Raw genomic sequence first — 19,949 nt, forward strand, 5'->3', positions numbered from 1 at the left:
TCCGTGAGGAGCCCGGTTTGAATCGGCCGTCCGCCATCAGTGAAGTCCTTCCGCTCTCGCCGCTGCAACAGGGACTGCTCTTTCTCTCGGAGTACGACCGCGCGGGGACGGACGTCTACACCATTCAGCTGGTGCTCGACTTCGAGGAGCTGACCGACGCCGGGGCGGGGGCGCTGCGCACCGCGGCGGGCGCGCTGCTGGAGCGGCACCCGAACCTCAAGGCCTGCTTCCGGACGCGCAAGAACGGCGAGGCGATCCAGGTGGTCCCGACCGCGGTCGCGCTGCCCTGGCGGGAGGTCGCGGTGCCGGGCGCCGGGGCGGAGGCGGACGCCGGGTTCGAGCGGCTGGCCGAGGAGGACCGGCTGCGCCGCTTCGACCTGGCCCGGCCGCCGCTGCACCGGCTCACCCTGGCCCGGGCCGGGGACGGGCGGTGCCGGCTGCTGTGGACCGTCCACCACATCCTGCTGGACGGCTGGTCGATGGTCACCCTGCTCGGCGAACTGGCCGAACTGGCCGGCCCGGCCCGGGCGGGCGGTGAGTCGGGCGCTGCCCTGGACCCTGCTGCCCTGGAGCCCGCCGCCCGCTACCCCGCCCACCTGGCCTGGCTCGGCGCCCAGGACCGGGCCGCCGCCCGTACCGCCTGGAGCGCGGCGCTGGCCGGGGTCACCGAGCCGACCCGGCTGGTGCCGGCCGGCCGGACCCGGGGCGAGGGGGCGGACGCGCTGCCGCGGTCCGTCCCGCTGGACCTCGACCCCGCCGTGGCGGAGGCGCTGACCGGCTTCGCCCGCTCGCGCGGCCTGACCGTCAACGCGGTGGTGCAGGGCTGCTGGGCGCTGCTGCTGTCCCGGCTGACCGGCCAGGACACCGTGGTGTTCGGCGCGGTCAGCTCCGGCCGCCCGGCCGGTCTCCCGGACGTCGAGCGGATGGTGGGGCTGTTCGCCAACACCCTGCCGGTCCGGGTGGACGTCGACCCGGCGCGCACCCCGGCCGAGCTGTTCGCCGCCGTCCAGCACGGCCAGACCGAGCTGCTGCCGCACGAGCACCTGACGCTGGCCGAGGTGCAGCAGCTCACCGCCGTCCGCGGTGAACTCTTCGACACCGCACTGATGTTCCAGAACTACCCGATGGGCAGCCTGCGGCTGGACCAGGGCGACGGCCCCCGGGTGACCGGCGTCGACATCCGCTCGGCCACCGACTTCCCGGTCACCCTCACCGTCTTCCCCGGCACGCCCTTCGGCCTCGCCGTGAACCACCTGCCCACCCTGGTCGACGCCGCCGAGGCCGAGCTGATCGGGCGGCGCTTCGCCCGGCTGCTGGCCGCCGCGGTGGCCGCGCCCGACCGGCCCTGCGGCCGCCTGGACGTGCTGGACGGGGTCGAGCGGGACCGGATCGTCGAGCGGCGCAACGCCACCGCGACCGAGCCGCCCGGCCGCTGGCTCGCCCCGCTGCTGGCCGAGCAGGCCGCCCGCACCCCGGACGCGCCCGCCCTGCGGTGCGCCGGGCAGCGCCTGAGCTACCGCGAACTGCACCAGCGGGCCGAGGAGTTGGCCGTTCGGCTGAGCGCCGCCGGGGCGGGTCCGGAGCGGGTGGTGGCGATCGCCCTGGACCGCTCGGTGGACCTCGTGGTGGCCGCCCTGGCGGTCCTCCGGACCGGCGCCGCCTACCTGCCGCTGGACCCGGACTACCCGGTGGAGCGGCTGCACTACATGCTCGCCGACGCCGCCCCGGTGGTCACCCTCACCCACCGCCGGGTGCGCGAACTGCTGCCCGGGGGCGGCGCGTTGTGGGTCCTGGACGACCCGGACGGCGTTCCCGCCGTAGCGGCCGGGTGCGCCACGCCGCGGGAGCCGGACGGCGACCACCCCGCGTACGTCATCTACACCTCGGGCTCCACCGGCCGCCCCAAGGGCGTCGTGGTGCCGCACGCCGCGCTGGTCAACCTGGTCCGGGACATGGCCGCGCGCTGCGCCGTCACCCCGGCCGACCGGCTGCTCGCCGTCACCACCTTCGGCTTCGACATCGCCAACCTGGAGCTGTTCGTCCCGCTCGCCACCGGCGCCGAACTCCTGCTCGCCGACCGGGAGACCGTCCGCGACCCGGCCGCCCTGGCCGAGGCGGTCACCGGCCTCGGCGCCACCGTCCTCCAGGCCACCCCGAGCCTGTGGCAGTCGCTCGCCGCCGAGCACGCCCCGCGCCTGGCCGGGCTGCGCGCCCTGGTCGGCGGCGAGGCGCTGCCCGAGCCGCTGGCCCGCGTCCTCACCGCGCACTGCGCCTCGGTGACCAACGTCTACGGGCCGACCGAGACCACCGTCTGGTCCACGGCCGCCGCCCTGACCGCGGACCCGTCCGGACCGCCGCCGATCGGCACCCCGATCGCCAACACCCGGGCCTACGTGCTGGACGGCGCGCTGCGGCCCGTCCCGGACGGCACCTTCGGGGAGCTCTACCTGGCCGGCGCCGGCCTCGCCCGCGGCTACCTGGGCCGCCCCGGCCTGACCGCCGAACGCTTCACCGCCGACCCGTACGGCGCGCCCGGCACCCGGATGTACCGCACCGGCGACATCGTCCGCTGGGACGCCGCCGGCCGGGCGCTGGAGTACGCCGGGCGCAGCGACTTCCAGGTGAAGGTCCGCGGCCACCGGATCGAGCTGGGCGAGATCGAGTCGGTGCTGGCCGCCCAGCCCGGGGTGCGGCGGGCCGTCGTCACGGCCCGCACCGACCGGGCGGGGGACGCCCGGCTGGTCGCCTACGTGGTGCCGGCCGGGGTCGACTGCGACGGGCTGCGCGAGCGGGCGGCGGCGGTGCTGCCCGCGCACATGCTGCCGGCCGGGTACGTCGCCCTGGACGAGCTGCCGCTGACCCCCAACGGCAAGGTCGACCGCAAGGCCCTGCCCGCCCCGCCGGAGGAGCGCGCGGGCGGCGGGCGCCCGCCGGCGGGGGAGCGCGAGGAGTTGCTCTGCGCGGTGTTCGCCGAGGCCCTCGGGCTGGAGCGGGTCGGCGCGGACGACGACTTCTTCGCGCTCGGCGGCCACTCGCTCTCCGCGACCCGGGTGGTCAACCGGCTGCGCGCCGCGCTCGGGGCGGACGTCCCGCTGCGGGCGCTGTTCGACGCCCGGACGGCCGAGGGCCTGGCCCGCGCCCTGGCCGCCGCCGAGGAGCCCGCGGCGGCGGGTGCGGCGGGTGCGGCCTCCGCCCGGCCGGTGCTGGGCGCCGCCGGGCGGCCCGCCACCGTGCCGCTGTCCTTCGCCCAGGAGCGGCTCTGGTTCCTGGACCGGATGGACGGCCCGACCGGCGCCTACAACATCCCGCTGGCCGTCCGGCTGACCGGCCCGCTGGACCGGGCCGCGCTGGCCGCCGCCGTCCGGGACGTGCTGGAGCGGCACGAGAGCCTGCGCACCGTCTTCGCGGAGGCGGACGGGCGGCCCTCACAGCTGGTGCTGACCACCGCCGAGGCCGAACCGGCGGGCGGCGGGCTGGAGTCGGTGGAGACGGACCCGGACGGGCTGCCCGCCGCGCTGGCCGCCGAGGCGGCCCGGCCCTTCCTGCTGTCCGCCCATGTGCCGCTGCGGGCGCGGCTGTTCGTCCTCGGCCCGGCGGACCACGCGCTGCTGCTGACCGTGCACCACATCGCCGCCGACGGCTGGTCGCTCGGCCCGCTGGTGCGCGACCTCGCCGACGCCTACCGGGCCCGGTCCGAGGGCCGGGCGCCGGACCGTCCGCCGCTGCCGGTGCAGTACGCCGACCACGCGCTGTGGCAGCGCGCCCTGCTCGGCGCCAAGGACGACCCGGACAGCCTGGCGCACGCCGAACTCGCCCACTGGCGGAAGGAGTTGGCGGGCATCCCGGAGGAGCTGGAGCTGCCCGCGGACTTCCCGCGACCGGCCCGGGCCGGCCACCGCGGCGGCGAGGTCCGCTGCGCGCTGCCCGCCGCCGCGCACGCCCGGCTCACCGAGCTCGCCCGGTCCGGCGGCGCCAGCACCTTCATGGCCGTCCAGGCGGGGCTGGCCGCCCTGCTCACCCGGCTCGGCGCCGGCACCGACATCCCGCTCGGCAGCCCGGTGGCCGGGCGCAGCGAGGAGGCCGTCCGGGAGCTGGTCGGCTTCTTCGTCAACACCCTGGTGCTGCGCACCGACACCTCCGGTGACCCGGCCTTCCGGGCGCTGCTCGGGCGGGTCCGGGAGACCGACCTGACCGCCTTCGCCCACGCCGAACTGCCCTTCGAGCACCTGGTCGAGGAGCTCAACCCGGTCCGTTCGATGGGCCGCCAGCCGCTCTTCCAGGTGGTGCTGGCCTTCGAGAGCGCCGGCACCGTCGAGGGCTCCGCCCCCGGCGGCCCCGGGGCGCCGCTGCCGCCGATGCCCGGGCTGACCGCCGAGGTGCTGCCGATCGACACCACCACCGCCAAGTTCGACCTGTCCTTCCAGGTCCGCGAGCACACCGCCCCGGACGGTGCCCCGGCCGGGCTGGACCTCCTGCTGGAGTACCGCGAGGACCTCTTCACCGCCGACACCGCCGACCGCCTGGTCCGCTCGCTGGCCACCCTGCTCGACTCCGCCGCCCGCACCCCGGACGCCCCGCTCAGCGCCCTGGAGCTGCTCACCGCCGAGGAGCGGCACGCCCTGCTCGCGCAGGGGGACACCCCGCCGGCCCCGCCGGTGGTGCCGGGTGCCGGCACCCTGCCCGCGCTGCTGGAGCACGCCGCCGCCCGGCACCCGGACCGCCCGGCGCTGATCGCCCCCGACGCCGTCCCGGCCGGGCCGGACACCCTGCGCCTGGACCACCGCGGGCTGAACGCCCGGGCCAACCGGCTGGCCCACCTGCTGCTGGCCCGCCGGATCGGCCCCGGCGACGTGGTGGCGCTCGCCCTGCCGCGCTCCCCGCAGCTGGTCGTGGCCCTGCTGGCGGTGCTCAAGACCGGCGCCGCCTACCTCCCGGTGGACCCGCAGTACCCGGCCGAGCGGATCGCCCACATGCTCGGCGACGCGGCGCCCGTCCAGGTGCTGGCCGCCGAGGGCGTCACTCTGCCCGAGGGCGTCACCCCGCTCCTGCTGGACGCCCCCGGGACGCTGGCCGAACTGGCCGGGAGCCCGGACACCGACCCCGGCGACGCCGACCGCACCCGGCCGCTCACCCCGCAGGACACCGCGTACCTGATCTACACCTCGGGCTCCACCGGCCGCCCCAAGGGCGTCGCGGTGCCGCACGCCGGGGCGGTCAACCTGGTCGCCGAGCTGCATGGGCTGCTCGGGCCCGGCCGCCGGGTGCTGCAGTTCGCCTCGTTCAGCTTCGACGCCACGGTGTGGGAGCTGGGCGCCTCGCTGTGCACCGGCGGCACCCTGGTGTTCGCCACCGACGAGAGCCGGCTCTCCGGGGAGCAGCTGGCCGCGCTGTTGGCCGAGCACCGGGTCGACCACGCGATCCTGCCGCCGACCGTCGCGGCCGGCCTGCCGGACGACGCACCGCTGCCCGCCGGACTGCTGCTCGCGGTCGGCGGCGAGGCCTGCCCGCCCGCCCTGGTCGACCGGCTCGCCGGGCGGCTCGACCTGCGCAACGCCTACGGCCCGACCGAGGCCTCGGTCTGCGCCACCTGGAGCGGACGGCTGCGCCCCGGCGACGGCCGCCCACCGATCGGCCGCCCGCTGGGCGGTCACCGGGCGTACGTGCTGGACGCGGCGCTGAGCCCCTCGCCGGTCGGCGTCACCGGCGAGCTGTACCTCGCCGGGGCCGGCCTGGCCCGGGGCTACCCGGGCCGCCCGGTGACCACCGCCGAGCGCTTCGTCGCGGACCCGTACGGCCCGCCCGGCACCCGGATGTACCGCACCGGGGACCTGGTCCGCCGACGGGCCGACGGCACCCTGGAGCACGTCGGCCGGGCGGACCACCAGGTCAAGCTGCGCGGCTTCCGGATCGAGCTCGGCGAGATCGAGGCCGCGCTGGCCCGGCACCCGGTGGTGGTGCAGGCGGCGGTGCGGGTCCGCCCGACCCGGACCGGGGTCCCGCAGCTGGTCGGCTACGTGGTGCCGCTGCCCGGGGTGGCCGCCGTGGACGGGCCGGTGCTGCGTGCCTTCCTCGGCGAGTCGCTGCCCGCGCACATGGTGCCGGCCGCCCTGGTGACGCTGCCCGCGCTGCCGCTGACCGCCAACGGCAAGCTGGACGTCGGCGCGCTGCCGGAGCCGGGGGCGGTGCCGGACGCGGCGCCTTCGGGGCGCCCACCGAGCACGCCCGCCGAGCAGGCCGTGGCGGCCGTCTTCGGGGAGGTGCTCGGGCTCGAACGGGTCGACGCGGACGGGGACTTCTTCGCGCTCGGCGGTGACAGCCTGCGCTCGGTGCAGATCGTCGGCCGGGCCGCCAAGGCCGGGCTGACCCTATCGTTGGCCGATGTGTTCACCCACAAGACGGTGGCCGCGCTGGCCGCCGTCGCCCGGCCCGCCGGGCCCGGGCCGGTCGGAGGCGGGGCCGGGATCGGGCGGCTCCCGGCGGCGCTGCTGGAGCCGGTGCTGGCGATCCGGCCCGGCGGCGGCGCCGAGCCGCTGTTCTGCGTGCACGGCGGGGTCGGCTTCGGCCTGCCGTACGCCGAGCTGGCGGCGCACCTGGACCCGGACCGGCCGGTCCACGCGCTGCAGTCCGAGGGCATCGCGGCGCCCGCCGGACAGTGGCGCAAGCCCGTCGGCGTACGGGAGTTGGCCACCGAGTACCTGGCCAGGATCCGGGCGGTGCAGCCGCACGGCCCGTACCACCTGCTGGGCTGGTCCTTCGGCGGGCTGGTCGCGCACGAGCTCGCCGTGCAACTGCGCGCGGCGGGCGAGCCGGTGGCCTTCCTGGCGGCGCTGGACGTGCAGCCGGTGCACCCAGGCGACCCGAACCCGACCGACGAGGAGATCCGCGCCGCCTTCCTGGCCCACCACGCCGCCGGCACGGGCATCGAGGAGGCGGAGCTGGACCGGCTGATGGTCGTGATGCGCCACCACACCGACATCGCCCGGGAGTTCACCCCGGGGCGGTTCGACGGACCGCTGCTGCTGTTCGTCGCCACGGGCGCTGCGGGCGCCACGGACGCCGAGGGCGGCGAGGACGGCGCCGGTGCGGAGGCCGTGGCCGACGCCGCCGTGGCCGTCGACCGCTGGAAGCCGTACCTCGGCGGCCCGCTCACGGTGCACCGGGTGCCGTGCGACCACGAGGAGATGCTGGGCAAGGAGGCGGCCGGGCGGATCGGTGTGCTCACCGATGCCGCCCTGCGCCGCCTCCGTTGACCTCCGTCAGCCTCCGTGACCTCGGGGTGAGCTGCCCTCACCCCGGGGTCACAGCGACGGGTCCTGCATCAGGATCGCCTGGTACAGGTGGTGGAGCCGGCGGCTCGGCTTGAGCCCCAGCTCCTCGTCCAGCCACCTGCGGGTGCGGTGGAAGATGTCCACCGCCTCCGACTGGCGGCCGCAGCGGTACAGCGCGATCATCAACTGCTCGCTGAACCGCTCCCGTTCGGGGTACTGGGCGAGCAGCTGCTTGAGTTCGGCGACCACCGTGCCCGCCTCGCCCGCCTGCAGCTGCGCCGCGATCAGGTCCTCGCGGGCGGTCTTGCGCTGTTCGTCCAGCCGCAGTGCCACGGCCCGGCACCAGGGCCCGTCACTGGTGTCCAGCAGGGCCGGTCCGCGCCACATCGCGAGTGCCGACCGGAGGGTGTCCATCGCTTCGTACGGCCGGTGCTCGACCAGCCCCGCGCCCTTCTCCGCCGTTCTCAGGAAGCGGTACGCGTCGACCGCCTCCTCCGGGGCCGTCAGCATGTAGCCGTTGTCGACGGTCCGGATGAGTTCCTGGTCCGGCCTTTCCAGGCCGAGTTCGGCCAGTGACTTCCGCATGCGCTTGACGTTGGCCTGTAGGGCGTTGCGCGCGTTCTTCAACGGCGCCTCCCCCCACAGTTCGTCGATCAGTTCGTCGAAGGCGACCACCTGACCGGCGTTCAGAGCGAGCATGGTGAGCATGACGCGGTTCTTCTTCGCCCGTAACCCCACCGTGCGTTGACCGTCGCCGATCAGTAGTGGACCCAGTATGGAGATGTGCACCAAATTCCCCGTCCCTAGCGGTGAACTCCAGCCACAAGCTTGTCCGTTGAGTCCTCTAGGCGCCACCGTTCGAAGTGGTCGGCTTGTTTGAAGGGGACTGAAAAGGGGGAGAAGCCCGGGTATCATTCGCGCCGGTCAAGTATCGGACACCGGTGGCCGGTCCGGCCATGTACCTTCGTACATGAGTTGGTGGACTTGGGCCACCAGGCCGGCCTGCAGCCGGGACTCGACCCCCAACTTCGCCAGGATGCTGGCCACATGGGCCTTCACCGTGCGTTCGGTGACGTGCAGCCGGTCGGCGATCCCGCGGTTGGAGTGCCCCGCCCCGATCAGGTCGAAGACCTGCCGCTCCCGTCCCGACAGGTTCCGCACCCGGGCGAGTTCGTCGTGCCAGCGCGCCGAGGTGAGGCCGCCGTCACTGTGCTGACCCACCACCGACACCCGCCCCCGCTTCCGTGGCGCGCCCCGCCGCCGGTGGCCGGCCCTCCCGTCGGGGAGGGCGCCGGCACGCCGCCGAACGCGTTAGCGATTCTACAACTCCCGTAACAAACCACCGCTGGCAGGCTGGCGTCAAACCCCTTACAGAGCTTGGTCGGTGGCGCTGTACACGCACCAAACGGCCGGGGCGGGCGCGGGCCCGGCCCCGGCCGTGGGGCCGGTGGTGGCGGTCGTCGCCGGAGCGGCGAACGGGTCGTCGGAGGCGTTGCGGAGGGCCGTACGGGCCGTCGGGGGCCGTGGGGGGCGGCGGTGGGGCACCTCGGGCGGGCCGCCGTCGGGAGACGCGGTGCGGGCGCCGGACGGGCCGCCGTCGGGCGGGGTTACGGAAGCGTCGTGCGGGCCGCTGCCGAGGCGGCCGCGGCGGCCACGATCGCGGGCATCCGCGGGGTCCTGGCGACCGACTGCCGGGCCAGCCGGGAGGGCCACCAGGTCTTCCAGCCGAGCAGGGTGATCATCGCCGGCAGGACCACGATCCGGATCACCGTCGCGTCCAGCAGCACCGCGCAGGCCATCCCCACGCCCAGTTGCTTCATCTCGATGTAGTTCAGCGAGGCCAGCAGCGCGAACACGCAGACCATCACCGCCGCCGCGCTGGTGACCACCCCGGCCGTGCGGGTGATGCCCTGCTCCACCGCCTCCCGCAGCGACAGCCCGCCGCGGGCCGCCTCCCGGATCCGGCTGACCACGAAGACGTGGTAGTCCATCGAGAGCCCGAGCAGGATCACGAACAGCATCAGCGGCATCCAGGCCACCACCCGGCCGGTGGACTCGAAGTGCAGCAGGTCCTCGGCCCAGGTGTGCTGGAAGATCAGCGCGAGCACGCCGAAGGAGGCCGCCGTGGAGAGCAGGTTCAGCGCCACGGTGATCAGCGCGAGGATGATCGAGCGGAACGCGAACGCCATCACCAGGAAGGTCAGCGCCAGCGCCACCCCGAGCACCCAGGGCATCTTGTCCATCACGTTCGCCCGGTAGTCCACGTCGTACGCCACGTCGCTGCCGCCGACCGCGAACTGGGCGCCCTCGACCGTGCCGAGGGTCTGCGGGGCGAGGTCCTCGCGCAGTCGGGCCAGCGAGGCGCGGGCCTGCGCCGAGCCGCTGTCGAACTGGGTGCCGATCGCCACGGTGGCGACCGTGCCGTCCGCCGAGGTCCGCACCACCGGCGCCGGCTCGTGGACGAAGAGCTCGTCCTTGAGCGTGCGCCGGACCAGTTCGTGCACGGCGGCGCTGAGTTCGGCGCTGTGGCCGGGCGGGACCTTGGCCGCCACGGTGTGGGTGTCGGACTGGCTCGGGAAGGAGTGGGTCAGCCGCTCGTAGGACTGCATCGCCGGGATGGACCGGGGCAGGTCGTCGATCCCGGTGGCCTTGAGCTTGAGCCCGAGCGCGGGCAGCGCGAGGACCAGCAGCGCCGCGACCGAGGCCACCAGGGCGATCACCGGGTGGCGCAGCGAGGGCCTGAGCATGGTCGACCAGAGCCGCGGCTTGACCCCGCCCTTCTGGGTGAGCCGCCACACCAGCGGCACCCGGGGCGCGTCCAGGTAGCGGCCGAACCGGGACAGCATGGCCGGCAGTACGGTCAGCGAGGAGATGATGGCGATCGAGACCACGATCACCGCGCCGGTGGCCATCGACTCGAAGGCGATGTGCCCGGCGAGGTAGAGCGCGCCCGTCGAGACCAGCACCACCACGCCGGAGACCAGCACCGAGTGCCCGGAGGTGGCCGCCGCGATCTCGATCGCGTCGATGTTGTTGGCCCCCAACGCCCGTTCCTCGCGCTGGCGTTTGAGGTAGAACAGCGAGTAGTCGACGCCGATCGCCATGCCCATCAGGACGATGAACTGGGTCACCGGCCCCGGGTCGGGCACGACCTGGGAGGCGACGCCCCACAGCCCGAGCCCGGCGAGCACCGCGGACAGCCCCAGCACCACCGGGACGCTCGCGGCGACGATCGCGCCGAAGACGAAGACCATCACCAGCAGGGTGACCGGCAGGCTGAGCACGGTCGCCTTGCCGAGGTCCTTGCTCAGCATGTCGTCCAGCCCGGCCTTGATCGAGCCGGCGCCGACCAGCTCCATCCGCACGTCGCTGTGCCCCTGCCGGGACCGGGCGACGCTGTCGAGCAGCGGCTGCACCCGGGCGGCCGCGGTCTCCGGGTCCCCGGCGAGGGTGACCGGGACGAGCAGGGCGGCGCCGTCCGGGGCCGGCTGCGGCCGGCCGATCGAGGCGATCCCGGTGAGGCCGCGCAGGCCCTGGGTGGCGTCGTCCACGGCGGACTGGGCCCGGACCGGATCGAGTGCCCCGCCGCTCCAGGAGCTGACCAGGAGGTTCTCCACGGCGCGCTCCTGGAGGCCGCCGGCGCGGGCGATCGAGGCGGCCCGGCCGGACTGGCCGATGGAGAGGTCGGAGTTGGTCGCCTGCCGGGTGCCGGTGAGGCCGCCGACCACCAGCGCGCCGACCACGAACGCCACCCAGAGCGCGATCGCCCACCAGGGGTGGACCGCGCTCCACCGAGCCGCCCTGGTGATCACGTTCCTGCCTTCCACGATCACGTTCCCCTCCTCCTCGGTGGGATCGACCGGCCCGACCCCCGGTACGGGCCGGGGCCCGGTCCGTACGGTGCGGCGCGGTTGTGCGTCCTACCGAGGAAATCTAGTGACGATCCGACCCGCGACCACGGGTACAACTACGCCGATTCGAGGGGGAGTTTCTTCTACTTGACACCCTGTCGGGGCGGTTTCGGGCCGGATCCCGCGGGTGCTCCTGGATACCACACGCCCCACCGGACGTCGAAGGGCCCGTCGCCGAGCAGCGCGACGGACCCGGCGTACTCCTCCTCCCACTCCTGCTGCCGTTCCTGCTGCCGCTCCCGGGGCAGTGGCTGTGGCAGCAGGAACGGCAGGTCGGCGACCCGCCACGGCCCGGCGAGCCCGCCCGGCGCGGGGGCGTACACGGTGGCCTGCCCCACGGGGTGGGCCACCGGGAGCGCCAGGCCCTCGGTGAGCCGCCCGCCGGAGGCCTTCACACAGGCCTCCTTCCTGGTCCACAGCCGGGCGAACGCCGGACGGCCGCCCCGGGCCACCAACTCCCGCTCCCGGCCGGGGAAGAAGCGCCGGGACAGCCGTTCGACGTCCCGCCCGGAACCGAGCAGTTCGAGGTCCACCCCGACCGGTCGCGGGGCCACCGCGAGCAGCGCCAGCTCCCCCGAGTGGGACAGGCTGAAGTGCAGGCCGGGCGCGTCCGCGACGGCCGGCTTGCCCCAGCGGCCGCGGGTGAAGCGCAGCCGCTCCGGTGGGCGGCCCAGCCGCTCGCCGAGCAGGATCCGGGTGGCGGCGTGCGCGATCACGAAGCGGCGCCGCAGCCCGGGCAGTTGGGCGCTGCGGGCGCGGGCCCGCTCCTCCGGGTCGAGCAGGCGCTCCAGTCCGGCGAGGTCGGGACGGCGCCCGGCGGGCGGCCCGCCGGACAGCGGGATGCACCAGATCCCGACGGCTTCCCCCGTCGGGATCGGTGCCGGTCCCGGCCCATGCGGAGCAGGTCCGGTTCTGTTCAGAGCCGGTCCACCTTTCCGGTGTGCAGCCCCTGGAAGAGGTTGAGCTTCTGGATGTTCCTGGTCCCCTCCATGAACTCCACGCCCCGGGCGTCCCGGGCGAGTTTGTCCAGCAGGGGGTGGTCCAGCCGGGCGCCGGGGCCGAAGAAGCCGGGTGCCCGCAGGGTGACCTCCTCGGCCACCTGGCAGGCGCGCGCCTTCGCCGCCGATGCGAGGTAGCCGTCGGAGGGGCGGCGGTCCACCGCGAGCGCCGCCCGGTAGGTCAACTGCCGGGCGGCGTCGATCCGTCGGCCCAGCTCCTGGTAGGCGTCCCGCTCCGCGCCGCACAGCTCCTTGCGGTTCTCGCCGACGTAGTCGTGCGCGGCCCGGGCGATGCCGAGGGCGACCGCCGCGACGGTCGGCCGCAGCCGGTTGAAGACCGAGACGATGCCCCACATGCCGCGCCGGGTCGGCGGCAGGTGGGTGCCCAGCACCCGCTCGGCCGGAACGTGCACCCGGTCGAAGGTGATCCGGCTGAGCTGCACCCCGCGCAGGCCCAGGGTGGGCAGCGGCTCGGCCCGGTAGCCGGGGTCGGCGGCGTCCACCAGGACGGCCAGCACGCCGAGCCGCTCGGTGCCCGCGACCCGGGCGAAGACCGCGCCCAGGTCGGCCCGGGCCCCGTTGCCGACGTAGCGCTTCTCGCCGTCCAGCCGGTACGAGCCGTCGCCCAGCGGGGTCAGCGTGGTGGTCATCTCGCCGATGGCGGAGCCGCGGTCCGGTTCGGACAGGGCGAAGCAGGTCCAGCGCGGGCGTTCGGCGAGCCGGCCGTGGACCCACTCGCGCTGGGCCGGGCTGCCGAGCACGTCCAGCAGCACCCCGGTCATCGAGGCACCGGGGGAGCCGAGCATCATCCCGGCGTCGCCGCGGGCCAGCTCCTCGCACAGCACCGCCCGCTCCAGGGTGGCCAGGCCGTGCGCGGGGCCGCTGCCGGGCTCGGTGCCCGCGCGCTCCCAGCCCGGGGGCGTGAGGTGGCCGGCCAGGAAGCGGACGGCGGGCAGGTCCAGGTAGCGGTGGACGGCCTCCGGGTCGCGGTCCAGCTCCAGGGCGCCGGCCCGCAGGTCGTCGGCCCAGTGGCGGATGTGGCGGTGCGCGGTCCGGAGCGCGGCGGGCAGGGCGGTCACCGGGCCTCCCCGGCGGCTTCGCGGGCCGTGCCGTGGGGGCTGCGGGCCGTGCCGTGGAGGTGCTCGTCCTCAGGGGCGACGGGCTCCGCCGGGCCGGGCCAGCCGCAGTAGACGTCGGCGAGCAGCTCGGAGGCGTGGGCGTCCCGGCCGGGCCCCTCGGCGGTGAAGCCGTGCGCGCCGAGCAGCCGCAGCAGGGCCCGGTCGACCTCGGTGATCTGCGCCTGGAGTCGGGCGAGGGAGCGGGCGTCCAGCGGGCGGACGGGGGCGAGCGGGTCCGCGCCGTCCGGGCTTCCGTCCGCTGCGTCGTCTCCGTCGGCGGCGTCTGCACCGTCGGCTTCGTGGTGGTCGGCGGCCAGGTCGTCCAGCACGCCGCCGATCTCCAACTGCTCGATCAGGGCGTCGGCGAGGGCGCCCTTGACCAGTTGCTGGAGCAGCAGCGAGGTGCCCTCGACGGTGCGGGCGGCGAGGTAGGCGGTGCAGGCCTCGCGCAGCCGTTCGGAGGCGCCGAGCCGCAGCCAGGCCAGGCCGGTGCCCCAGGCGTGCGGGTCCGCTCCCGGGTGGGTGCGGGCGGCCGCCGGGGCGGTGGCGGGCTGGAGGACGGCCAGGCCGGGGGTCGGGTCGGGCGGTCCGGCCTCGGGGGTCGGGTCGGGCGGTCCGGCCTCGGTGGTCGGCCCGCGCTGTTCGCCGCCGGTCGCCGACTCCCAGTACCCGTCCAGGAGTTCGCGCGGCACCACGGCGTGGCCGCGCGGGCCGCGGGGTGGTGCGCCGGGGGAGAGCGCGCGGGACAGCAGGGTGAGCGCGGGGACGAGGCCGTCGCCGCGCGCGCTCGCTCTCGCCTCCCGCCAGTGCTCCCGTACCTCGGCCGGAACGGTCATCTCTGTCTCAGCTCCCCCGTGTGGAACGTGCAGTAGGCCAGGGCGTCGCGCTCCCGGTCGTAGTCGGCGACCACGACCGGCCGGCCGCTCACGTCGACGTCGGTGGCGACGTGGGTGCCGGCGCCGGTGCGGGCGGTGGCGTCGAGCAGGGCGGTCCAGCTGCCGGTGGCCGGGCGGCCGGCCGCCCCTTCGGCCAACAGTCCTGTGGGTGGCACCGGTTCGGTGAGGTCGGCGAGACCGGCGCCGGCCACCAGGGCGGCCTCCGCCGGCCAGTGGTCGAACAGCTCGGGCCCGGGCCGCCCCTGGGCCTGGCCGCCCAGCGGCCGGTCGCCGCCCTCCCAGTGCAGCAGCAGCGCCACGGCCGCGTCGCCGCGGAGCTCGGCCGGGGACTGCCCGGCGGGCGGCGGGAACGGCTGGGTGCCCTGGTCCACGACCAGCAGCAGCAGGCGCGACCAGCCGCACCGCCGGGCGTACTCCACGGCCACCCGGAGCGCGCTGAACGGTGTCAGCCGGCCCTGGTCGGACAGCGCGAAGGCGAGCGGCCCGCCCGGCAGCCGCCGCCGGACGCAGGAGGCGACCAGCTCGGTGTGCTCGAAGTCCGGTGCGGCGTAGGCGATCACCGCCAGCTCGGGGGCCTCCCCGGCGGCCGGCGGGCCGAGCGCGTCCAGCGCGCCGTACGCCAGCTCCACCGAGGTGCGCCGCCCGCCGGCGGCGAACCGGGCGCGGTCGAAGTCCACCCCGTACGGCGCCCCGAGCTCCTGGTAGAACTCCTCCCGCGCGTCCCCCGGCAGGTACGGCGTGCTCGGACCCGTCGGGGCGTACCCGGCCGCCCGGACCAGCCGGGGCAGGGCCGCCGGACCGGCCGGGTGCGGGCGCCGGACGGCTGCGGTCGCGCGGAACATGCTCAGGCGCCCGCTTCCCCGGCGACGAAGCCGGCCAGCGAGCCGACCGTCTCGAAGTGGGTCATGTCCAGCTCGTCGGCGTCGAACTGCACGTCGAGGATCTCCTCGATGGTGATGAGCAGTTCGAGCGCGCTGCTGGAGTCCAGGCCCAGCTCGTCGAAGAGGCGGACGTTCTCGTCGGCGCCGGACACGTCCTTGTTGAGGACCTCCGAGAGGCCCTTGCGGACGGCGTCGACGAACTTGGGGTCGGTCGCGGTGCTCATGGGGTGCTCCTCGCTGTGGGTCCCGGCCGTCGGTCGACGGCCGGGGGTGGGGTGAGGTGGGGCGTGGTGGCCGGTGGGCGGCGGATCAGTCGTCCTGCCCGACCGGCCGGTACAGCCGTTGGCCGGCCAGCAGCGCGCCCACGTCGTCGCGCTCGCGGACCAGGTGGGCCCGGCCGTCCAGGACGAGCACCTCGGCCGGGTAGCCGTGGCTCAGGAAGTGCACCGGCGAGGCCGTCGGCCCGTACGCGCCGGAGCGCTGCACGCCGATCAGCTCGCCGGGCCGCAGCGGCGGCATCGGGACCTTCTTGCCGATCACGTCGTTGGGCGTGCACAGCGGACCGGTGATGTGCCACGGCTCGGTGGCCGGCTCGTCCATCCGCTCCAGTGCGGCCATCGGGAAGTTGCGCTTGACGTACGAGCCGATGCCGACCGCCGCCATGTGGTGGTTGGTGCCGCCGTCGGTGACCGCGAAGTTCTCGCCCATCGAGGTCTTGGTGTAGCGCACCCTGGTCACGTAGGTGCCGGAAGCGGCGACCAGGAAGCGGCCCAGCTCCATGATCAGCCGGGTGTCGGGGTGCCGCTCGGTGAAGGCCTCGATCAGCGGGTTGAGCCCGGCCGCCAGCACGGCGACATCGAGGTCCTTCTCGTTGTCGAAGTAGGCGATGCCGAGGCCGCCGCCGACGTCCACCGTCTCCAGCGGGAAGTCCAGCTCGGTGGACAGCCGTTCGGCCAGGTCGAGGATCCGCCGGGTGTTCTCCACCACCGACTCCTCGGACAGGATCCGGGTGCCCAGGTAGACCTGGACGCCCATCAGCCGCAGGTGCGGGTAGCGTGCGGCCAGGCCCTTGCCCTCGGCCAGCAGCAGCTCCTCGTCGGTGCCGAACTGGCGCGGCTTGCCGCCCATGGTCAGGCCCGAACCCTTCACCTGGAAGCTCGGGTTGACCCGCAGCGCGACCGGCGCGGTGACGCCGCGCTCGGCCGCCAGCTCGTCGATCAGGCCCAGCTCCTCGACCGACTCGCAGACGATCGCGTGGACGGACTGGTCCAGGCAGGCGGCCACCTCGGCGCGGCTCTTGCCGGGGCCGAGGAAGATGATGTCCTGCGGGGGCACCCCGGCCCGCTGGGCGGTGACCAGTTCGGTCAGCGAGGACACCTCGGCGCGGGCGCCGCAGCTGTGCAGCAGGGCGCAGACCGAGATGTTGGGGTTGGCCTTCAGCGAGTAGAAGACCTCCAGCGCGGGGTGCAGCGCCGCGCGCAGGCCCCGGAAGCGGGTGGTGATCTCCTCGCCGTCGTACAGGTACAGCGGGGTGCCGAACTCCTCGGCCAGCTCGGTGATCCCGAGGCCCTGCACCTCGAATGCGACGGTCACGCTCAGCTCCGTTCCGGGAAGGCCGCGAGGCGGCGGGTGATGTCGGTGTCGATCGCCGCGATCTCCTCGTCGGAGGCGCCGACCAGCACGCCGTACAGCCGGCCCTCGAAGCCCTCCGGGCCGTCCGCGGCCGTTCCGTGCGCTGCCGTGGCCGTTCCGTGCGCGGCCGTTCCGTGCGCGGTCGCTCCGTGTGCGGCGTTCACGGTGGCGTAGTTGTTGACGAACAGGCCGCGCGGCCGCGGGCCCCGGTCGGCCAGCAGCAGCCCGTCCAGCACCTCGGCCAGCTCGGCGAAGGGCACCGGACGGGTCAGCCGCAGCGGGTAGTGGCGGGCGACGGCGACGTCCTCCGGCCCGGCCAGGCCGCCCTCGTGCACCACGTTCTGGTAGGTGGACATGTTGTTGCGGGCGTTGATCTCGATCACCGGGTACAGGCCCTCGTCCGGGTCGACCATCGCGTCCACCCCGACCACGCCGTAGTAGCCGTCCGCGGCGAGCCGCTCGCCGAGCCGCAGCGCGGTCGCGGCGATCTCCTCGACCTGCCGGTCGGAGAGCCGGGCCGGGATCCGGTGCCCCTTGTGCACGCCGCCCTCGGTGAGCAGCTCCTTGACGAAGTCGAAGTGCACCGAGCCGTCCCGGCCCACGGTGAACTGGTAGTTGAGGTCACAGCGCTTGGCGACCCACTCCTCGAGCACCAGCGCGGTGCGCGGCGCCCCGCCCCCGGCCCGGGCGGCCTTCTCCGCCTGCTGGACGGCCATCCGGTGCAGCCGGCCCAGCCGGGCCGCGCTGTCCAGCACCACGATGCCCTTGCCGGACACCCCGAAGGCGTCCTTGAGCACCACCTTGCGCCCGGCGTCGAGGAGTTCACCGGCCGCGGCCACCGCCTCGGCCAGCTCCTCCAGGGTCTCGCAGGCCCAGCCGCGGGCCTGCCGGATGCCCAGCTCGTCGGAGAGGCGGCGGCTGTACACCTTGCTGTTGACCCGCTTGCACACCGCGGCGGCGGGGGCGGCCAGGGCCAGGCCGGTCCGGGCGGCCAGCTGCTCCTCGACCGCGGAGATGCCGTGGGCGGTCAGCCGGGCGCCCTCGGCGGTGAGGCCGGCCAGGGCGCCGAGCAGGGCCGGGTCGGCGAGGGCGTCCTCGCTGACGGTGCGCTGCGGGTCCTGGCCGGCCACCACGTGCACGGTGGGCAGGGCGAGGCCGAGGCCCTCCAGGTAGTCGCGGTAGCCCACGTCCAGTGCGGTCTTGAGCACGACGTGGTCGCCCTTGCCGCCGAGCAGCAGGGTGAACTCGTCCATCCGGTTGACCACCGCGCTGCCCGCGTGCGAGGCCACCCGGGGCAGGGCGGGTTCGCCCAGCGCCCAGTGGTTCTCCACCTCGAAGTTGCCCAGGAACACCAGCGGGGTGTCCGCGGAGCCGGTGACCGCGCGCTTGAGCCGCGCGCCGAAGCCGGCGGAGGGAAGGTGCATGTCGACCTCGTCCATTTCTCGTGTGCGCTCGGTCGGTTGAGGGTCCGGGTACGGCCCGAACGGGAGCCGTCAGTGCTCGAAGACCATGGCGGCGAAGGTCGCCCCGAGCCCCACGCTGGTCATCAGGTAGCGGTCGCCGGGGCGCAGCCGCCCCAGCTCGGTGGCCTTCTGCAGGTTGATGAAGGGGTCGGCGCAGAAGCAGTGGCCGGTCTCGCCGACGAGGTCGAGGAAGACCTTCTCCAGCGGCAGCCCGAGCTCCTTGCAGACGCCGATCCAGGACAGCCGGTTGACGTTGTGCGGCAGCACCAGTGCCAACTCGTCCAGCCCGCACCCGGCTTCGGCCAGGGCCGCGCCGATCACCTCGCACAGGCCCGGCCCGTACAGGTCCTGGAACTCCTTGGCGGCGGTCTCGCCCATGATGAACTCGTCGCCGAACTGCGGGTAGGTGCGCGCCGCGTACCCGGTCATCCGGTCCGGGCCGGAGCGGTCCGCGCTCACCAGGAACGCGACCGTCCCCTCGCCCATCACGGTGACGTCCGGGATGGACTGGGTCTGGGTGGTGCAGGCCTTCTCCCCGGCGACGACCAGGGCGAGCGCGGTCGGGTCCGGGTCGGCGGCGAGCAGGGTGCCGGCCAGGTCCAGGGCGAGCAGGCCGGAGGCGCAGGCGTGGTGCGCGACGACGAACGCCGCGGCGTGCTCCAGGCCGAGTTCGGCCTGGAGCGGTCCGAGCGAGGTCATCGGGTACGGCAGCGGCGAGGGCATGGTGCGCGCCTGGAGGACGTATTTGACGCGCTGTTCCTGGCCGCGCAGTTCGACCAGCTTGGTCGCGGCGCGCAGCAGCAGCTCGGTCTCGGTGGCTGCCGGGTCGCGGCACACCTCGGCGAGCCCGTAGAAGCGCTGGTAGCGGCGCAACTGGACGTCCGTCAGCTGGAGTTGCTGTTGGAAGCGGGCGATCGGGATGGTGTCGGGAAGGCAGCTGGAGACCGCCGTGATCGACGTCATGCCCACTACGGTCGCGCGCGTCGCTGACGCTCAGCTGACGCCGGGCTGACCGTCGCCGCCCCGCCGCTGCCGGTGCGGGCGCGCCGCTGCCTGTGCAGGCCCTGGCTACCGGTGCAGGACGGTGCCGCCCCCGATGACCCAGAGGCCGGCCGGGACGGTGCCGCACCGGGTGACCTCGGTGTGCCTCGTGGGGTCGGTCCGTTGCCAGCCGACCCGGCGCTCACCCTGTCCGTCGGCCGGGTAGAAGGTCAGACCGGCCTCGGGGTGCTGCCCGGGCTGGAAGGGCTGCGGCTCGCCGCCGAGCGGGGTGAGCACCATCCGCGAGATCGGCCCGGTCACCGTGACGGCGCCGTCCGCGTCGACGGTCAGGCAGTCGACGTCGAACTCGGCCCGGATGGTGCCGTCCTTCTCGAAGACGTGCTGCACCACGGCGTGCCCCCGGGCCCGGCCGTCGACGGTACGGGCGCTGACCTGCGCGGTGAGCCGCTCGCCGGGGTTGGCGCCCGGGCCGTGCTCGTTGAGCAGCGTCCAGCCGTGCAGGGCGAGGTGCCGGGCCGGTACGGCGGTCGGCGCGGCCGCGGCGGCAGGTACGGCCGCGCCCGAGGGTACGGCGACGGGCGCGGCGGCGGCGGTGCCGGCCGTTCCGGCGGCGAGGGCCGTGACGGCGGTGGCGAGCGCGATGGCGGCGGTGAGCTTGCGCATGGTCGATCCTTCGATGCGTCAAGGGAGTTCGGGCTGCTGCCCGACCCCTCCAAGCTCCCAGCCCACCACCGCCTGCGGCCTCCGCCCCGGGGAGGGACCGGCTCCCCCCGGTGGGGG

Annotated in this window: 13 protein-coding genes; 1 reads left to right on the forward strand and 12 read right to left on the reverse strand. The window is 75.2% G+C overall.

Annotation, left to right across the window (positions count from 1 at the left end):
* Window positions 1-17 precede the first annotated feature (17 nt).
* Window positions 18-7,250: an amino acid adenylation domain-containing protein gene (locus ACFVXG_RS25545; protein WP_387930738.1), complete on the forward strand. Its 7,233-nt coding sequence runs from the start codon at window positions 18-20 to the stop codon at window positions 7,248-7,250.
* 48 nt (window positions 7,251-7,298) lie between these two features.
* Here the strand turns inward: ACFVXG_RS25545 and ACFVXG_RS25550 are convergent, their stop codons facing one another.
* The 12 genes from ACFVXG_RS25550 to ACFVXG_RS25605 all read right to left on the reverse strand — a co-directional run bounded on the left by ACFVXG_RS25550 (window position 7,299) and on the right by ACFVXG_RS25605 (window position 19,832).
* Complete coding sequence (locus ACFVXG_RS25550) at window positions 7,299-8,057, reverse strand: BTAD domain-containing putative transcriptional regulator (RefSeq protein WP_387930739.1); 759 nt, start codon at window positions 8,055-8,057, stop codon at window positions 7,299-7,301.
* 135 nt (window positions 8,058-8,192) lie between these two features.
* Window positions 8,193-8,489, reverse strand: coding sequence for a helix-turn-helix transcriptional regulator (locus ACFVXG_RS25555; protein ID WP_350508489.1), 297 nt, complete (start codon window positions 8,487-8,489; stop codon window positions 8,193-8,195).
* A gap of 386 nt (window positions 8,490-8,875) precedes the next feature.
* Window positions 8,876-11,101, reverse strand: a complete 2,226-nt coding sequence (locus tag ACFVXG_RS25560; protein ID WP_387930740.1) for an MMPL family transporter — start codon at window positions 11,099-11,101, stop codon at window positions 8,876-8,878.
* 161 nt (window positions 11,102-11,262) lie between these two features.
* Window positions 11,263-11,895, reverse strand: a complete 633-nt coding sequence (locus ACFVXG_RS25565) for a 4'-phosphopantetheinyl transferase family protein (RefSeq protein WP_387930741.1) — start codon at window positions 11,893-11,895, stop codon at window positions 11,263-11,265.
* A gap of 200 nt (window positions 11,896-12,095) precedes the next feature.
* A complete protein-coding gene (locus ACFVXG_RS25570) occupies window positions 12,096-13,256 on the reverse strand; it encodes an acyl-CoA dehydrogenase family protein (protein WP_387930742.1) in 1,161 nt (386 codons plus the stop codon).
* Window positions 13,253-14,131: a hypothetical protein gene (locus ACFVXG_RS25575; RefSeq protein ID WP_387930743.1), complete on the reverse strand. Its 879-nt coding sequence runs from the start codon at window positions 14,129-14,131 to the stop codon at window positions 13,253-13,255. Before ACFVXG_RS25575 ends, ACFVXG_RS25570 begins: the two co-directional genes overlap by 4 nt.
* The gene (locus tag ACFVXG_RS25580; protein ID WP_387930744.1) at window positions 14,128-15,033 is read right to left on the reverse strand and encodes a hypothetical protein; all 906 of its coding nucleotides are present in this window, start codon (window positions 15,031-15,033) and stop codon (window positions 14,128-14,130) included. The genes ACFVXG_RS25575 and ACFVXG_RS25580 overlap by 4 nt, the downstream gene beginning before the upstream one ends.
* A gap of 2 nt (window positions 15,034-15,035) precedes the next feature.
* The gene (locus ACFVXG_RS25585) at window positions 15,036-15,296 is read right to left on the reverse strand and encodes an acyl carrier protein (RefSeq protein WP_387930745.1); all 261 of its coding nucleotides are present in this window, start codon (window positions 15,294-15,296) and stop codon (window positions 15,036-15,038) included.
* A gap of 85 nt (window positions 15,297-15,381) precedes the next feature.
* On the reverse strand, window positions 15,382-16,665 hold the full coding sequence (locus tag ACFVXG_RS25590) for a type III PLP-dependent enzyme (protein ID WP_387930746.1): 1,284 nt from the start codon (window positions 16,663-16,665) through the stop codon (window positions 15,382-15,384).
* 2 nt (window positions 16,666-16,667) lie between these two features.
* Window positions 16,668-18,128: a hypothetical protein gene (locus ACFVXG_RS25595; RefSeq protein WP_387930747.1), complete on the reverse strand. Its 1,461-nt coding sequence runs from the start codon at window positions 18,126-18,128 to the stop codon at window positions 16,668-16,670.
* A gap of 69 nt (window positions 18,129-18,197) precedes the next feature.
* Window positions 18,198-19,130 carry a 3-oxoacyl-[acyl-carrier-protein] synthase III C-terminal domain-containing protein gene (locus tag ACFVXG_RS25600; protein ID WP_387930748.1) on the reverse strand — a complete coding sequence of 311 codons (933 nt, stop codon included), beginning with the start codon at window positions 19,128-19,130 and terminating at the stop codon, window positions 18,198-18,200.
* 105 nt (window positions 19,131-19,235) lie between these two features.
* On the reverse strand, window positions 19,236-19,832 hold the full coding sequence (locus ACFVXG_RS25605) for a hypothetical protein (protein WP_387930749.1): 597 nt from the start codon (window positions 19,830-19,832) through the stop codon (window positions 19,236-19,238).
* Between the last annotated feature and the right edge of the window lie 117 nt (window positions 19,833-19,949).

It is taken from the genome of Kitasatospora sp. NPDC058162, from assembly GCF_042884005.1.
Classification (GTDB): domain Bacteria; phylum Actinomycetota; class Actinomycetes; order Streptomycetales; family Streptomycetaceae; genus Kitasatospora.

Coding starts and splice junctions, on each gene's coding strand:
- ACFVXG_RS25585 (WP_387930745.1), bottom strand. CDS start 15,296: ATGAGCACCGCGACCGACCCCAAGTTCGTCGACGCCGTCCGCAAGGGC.
- ACFVXG_RS25575 (WP_387930743.1), bottom strand. CDS start 14,131: ATGACCGTTCCGGCCGAGGTACGGGAGCACTGGCGGGAGGCGAGAGCG.
- ACFVXG_RS25605 (WP_387930749.1), bottom strand. CDS start 19,832: ATGCGCAAGCTCACCGCCGCCATCGCGCTCGCCACCGCCGTCACGGCC.
- ACFVXG_RS25595 (WP_387930747.1), bottom strand. CDS start 18,128: ATGCACCTTCCCTCCGCCGGCTTCGGCGCGCGGCTCAAGCGCGCGGTC.
- ACFVXG_RS25600 (WP_387930748.1), bottom strand. CDS start 19,130: ATGACGTCGATCACGGCGGTCTCCAGCTGCCTTCCCGACACCATCCCG.
- ACFVXG_RS25580 (WP_387930744.1), bottom strand. CDS start 15,033: ATGTTCCGCGCGACCGCAGCCGTCCGGCGCCCGCACCCGGCCGGTCCG.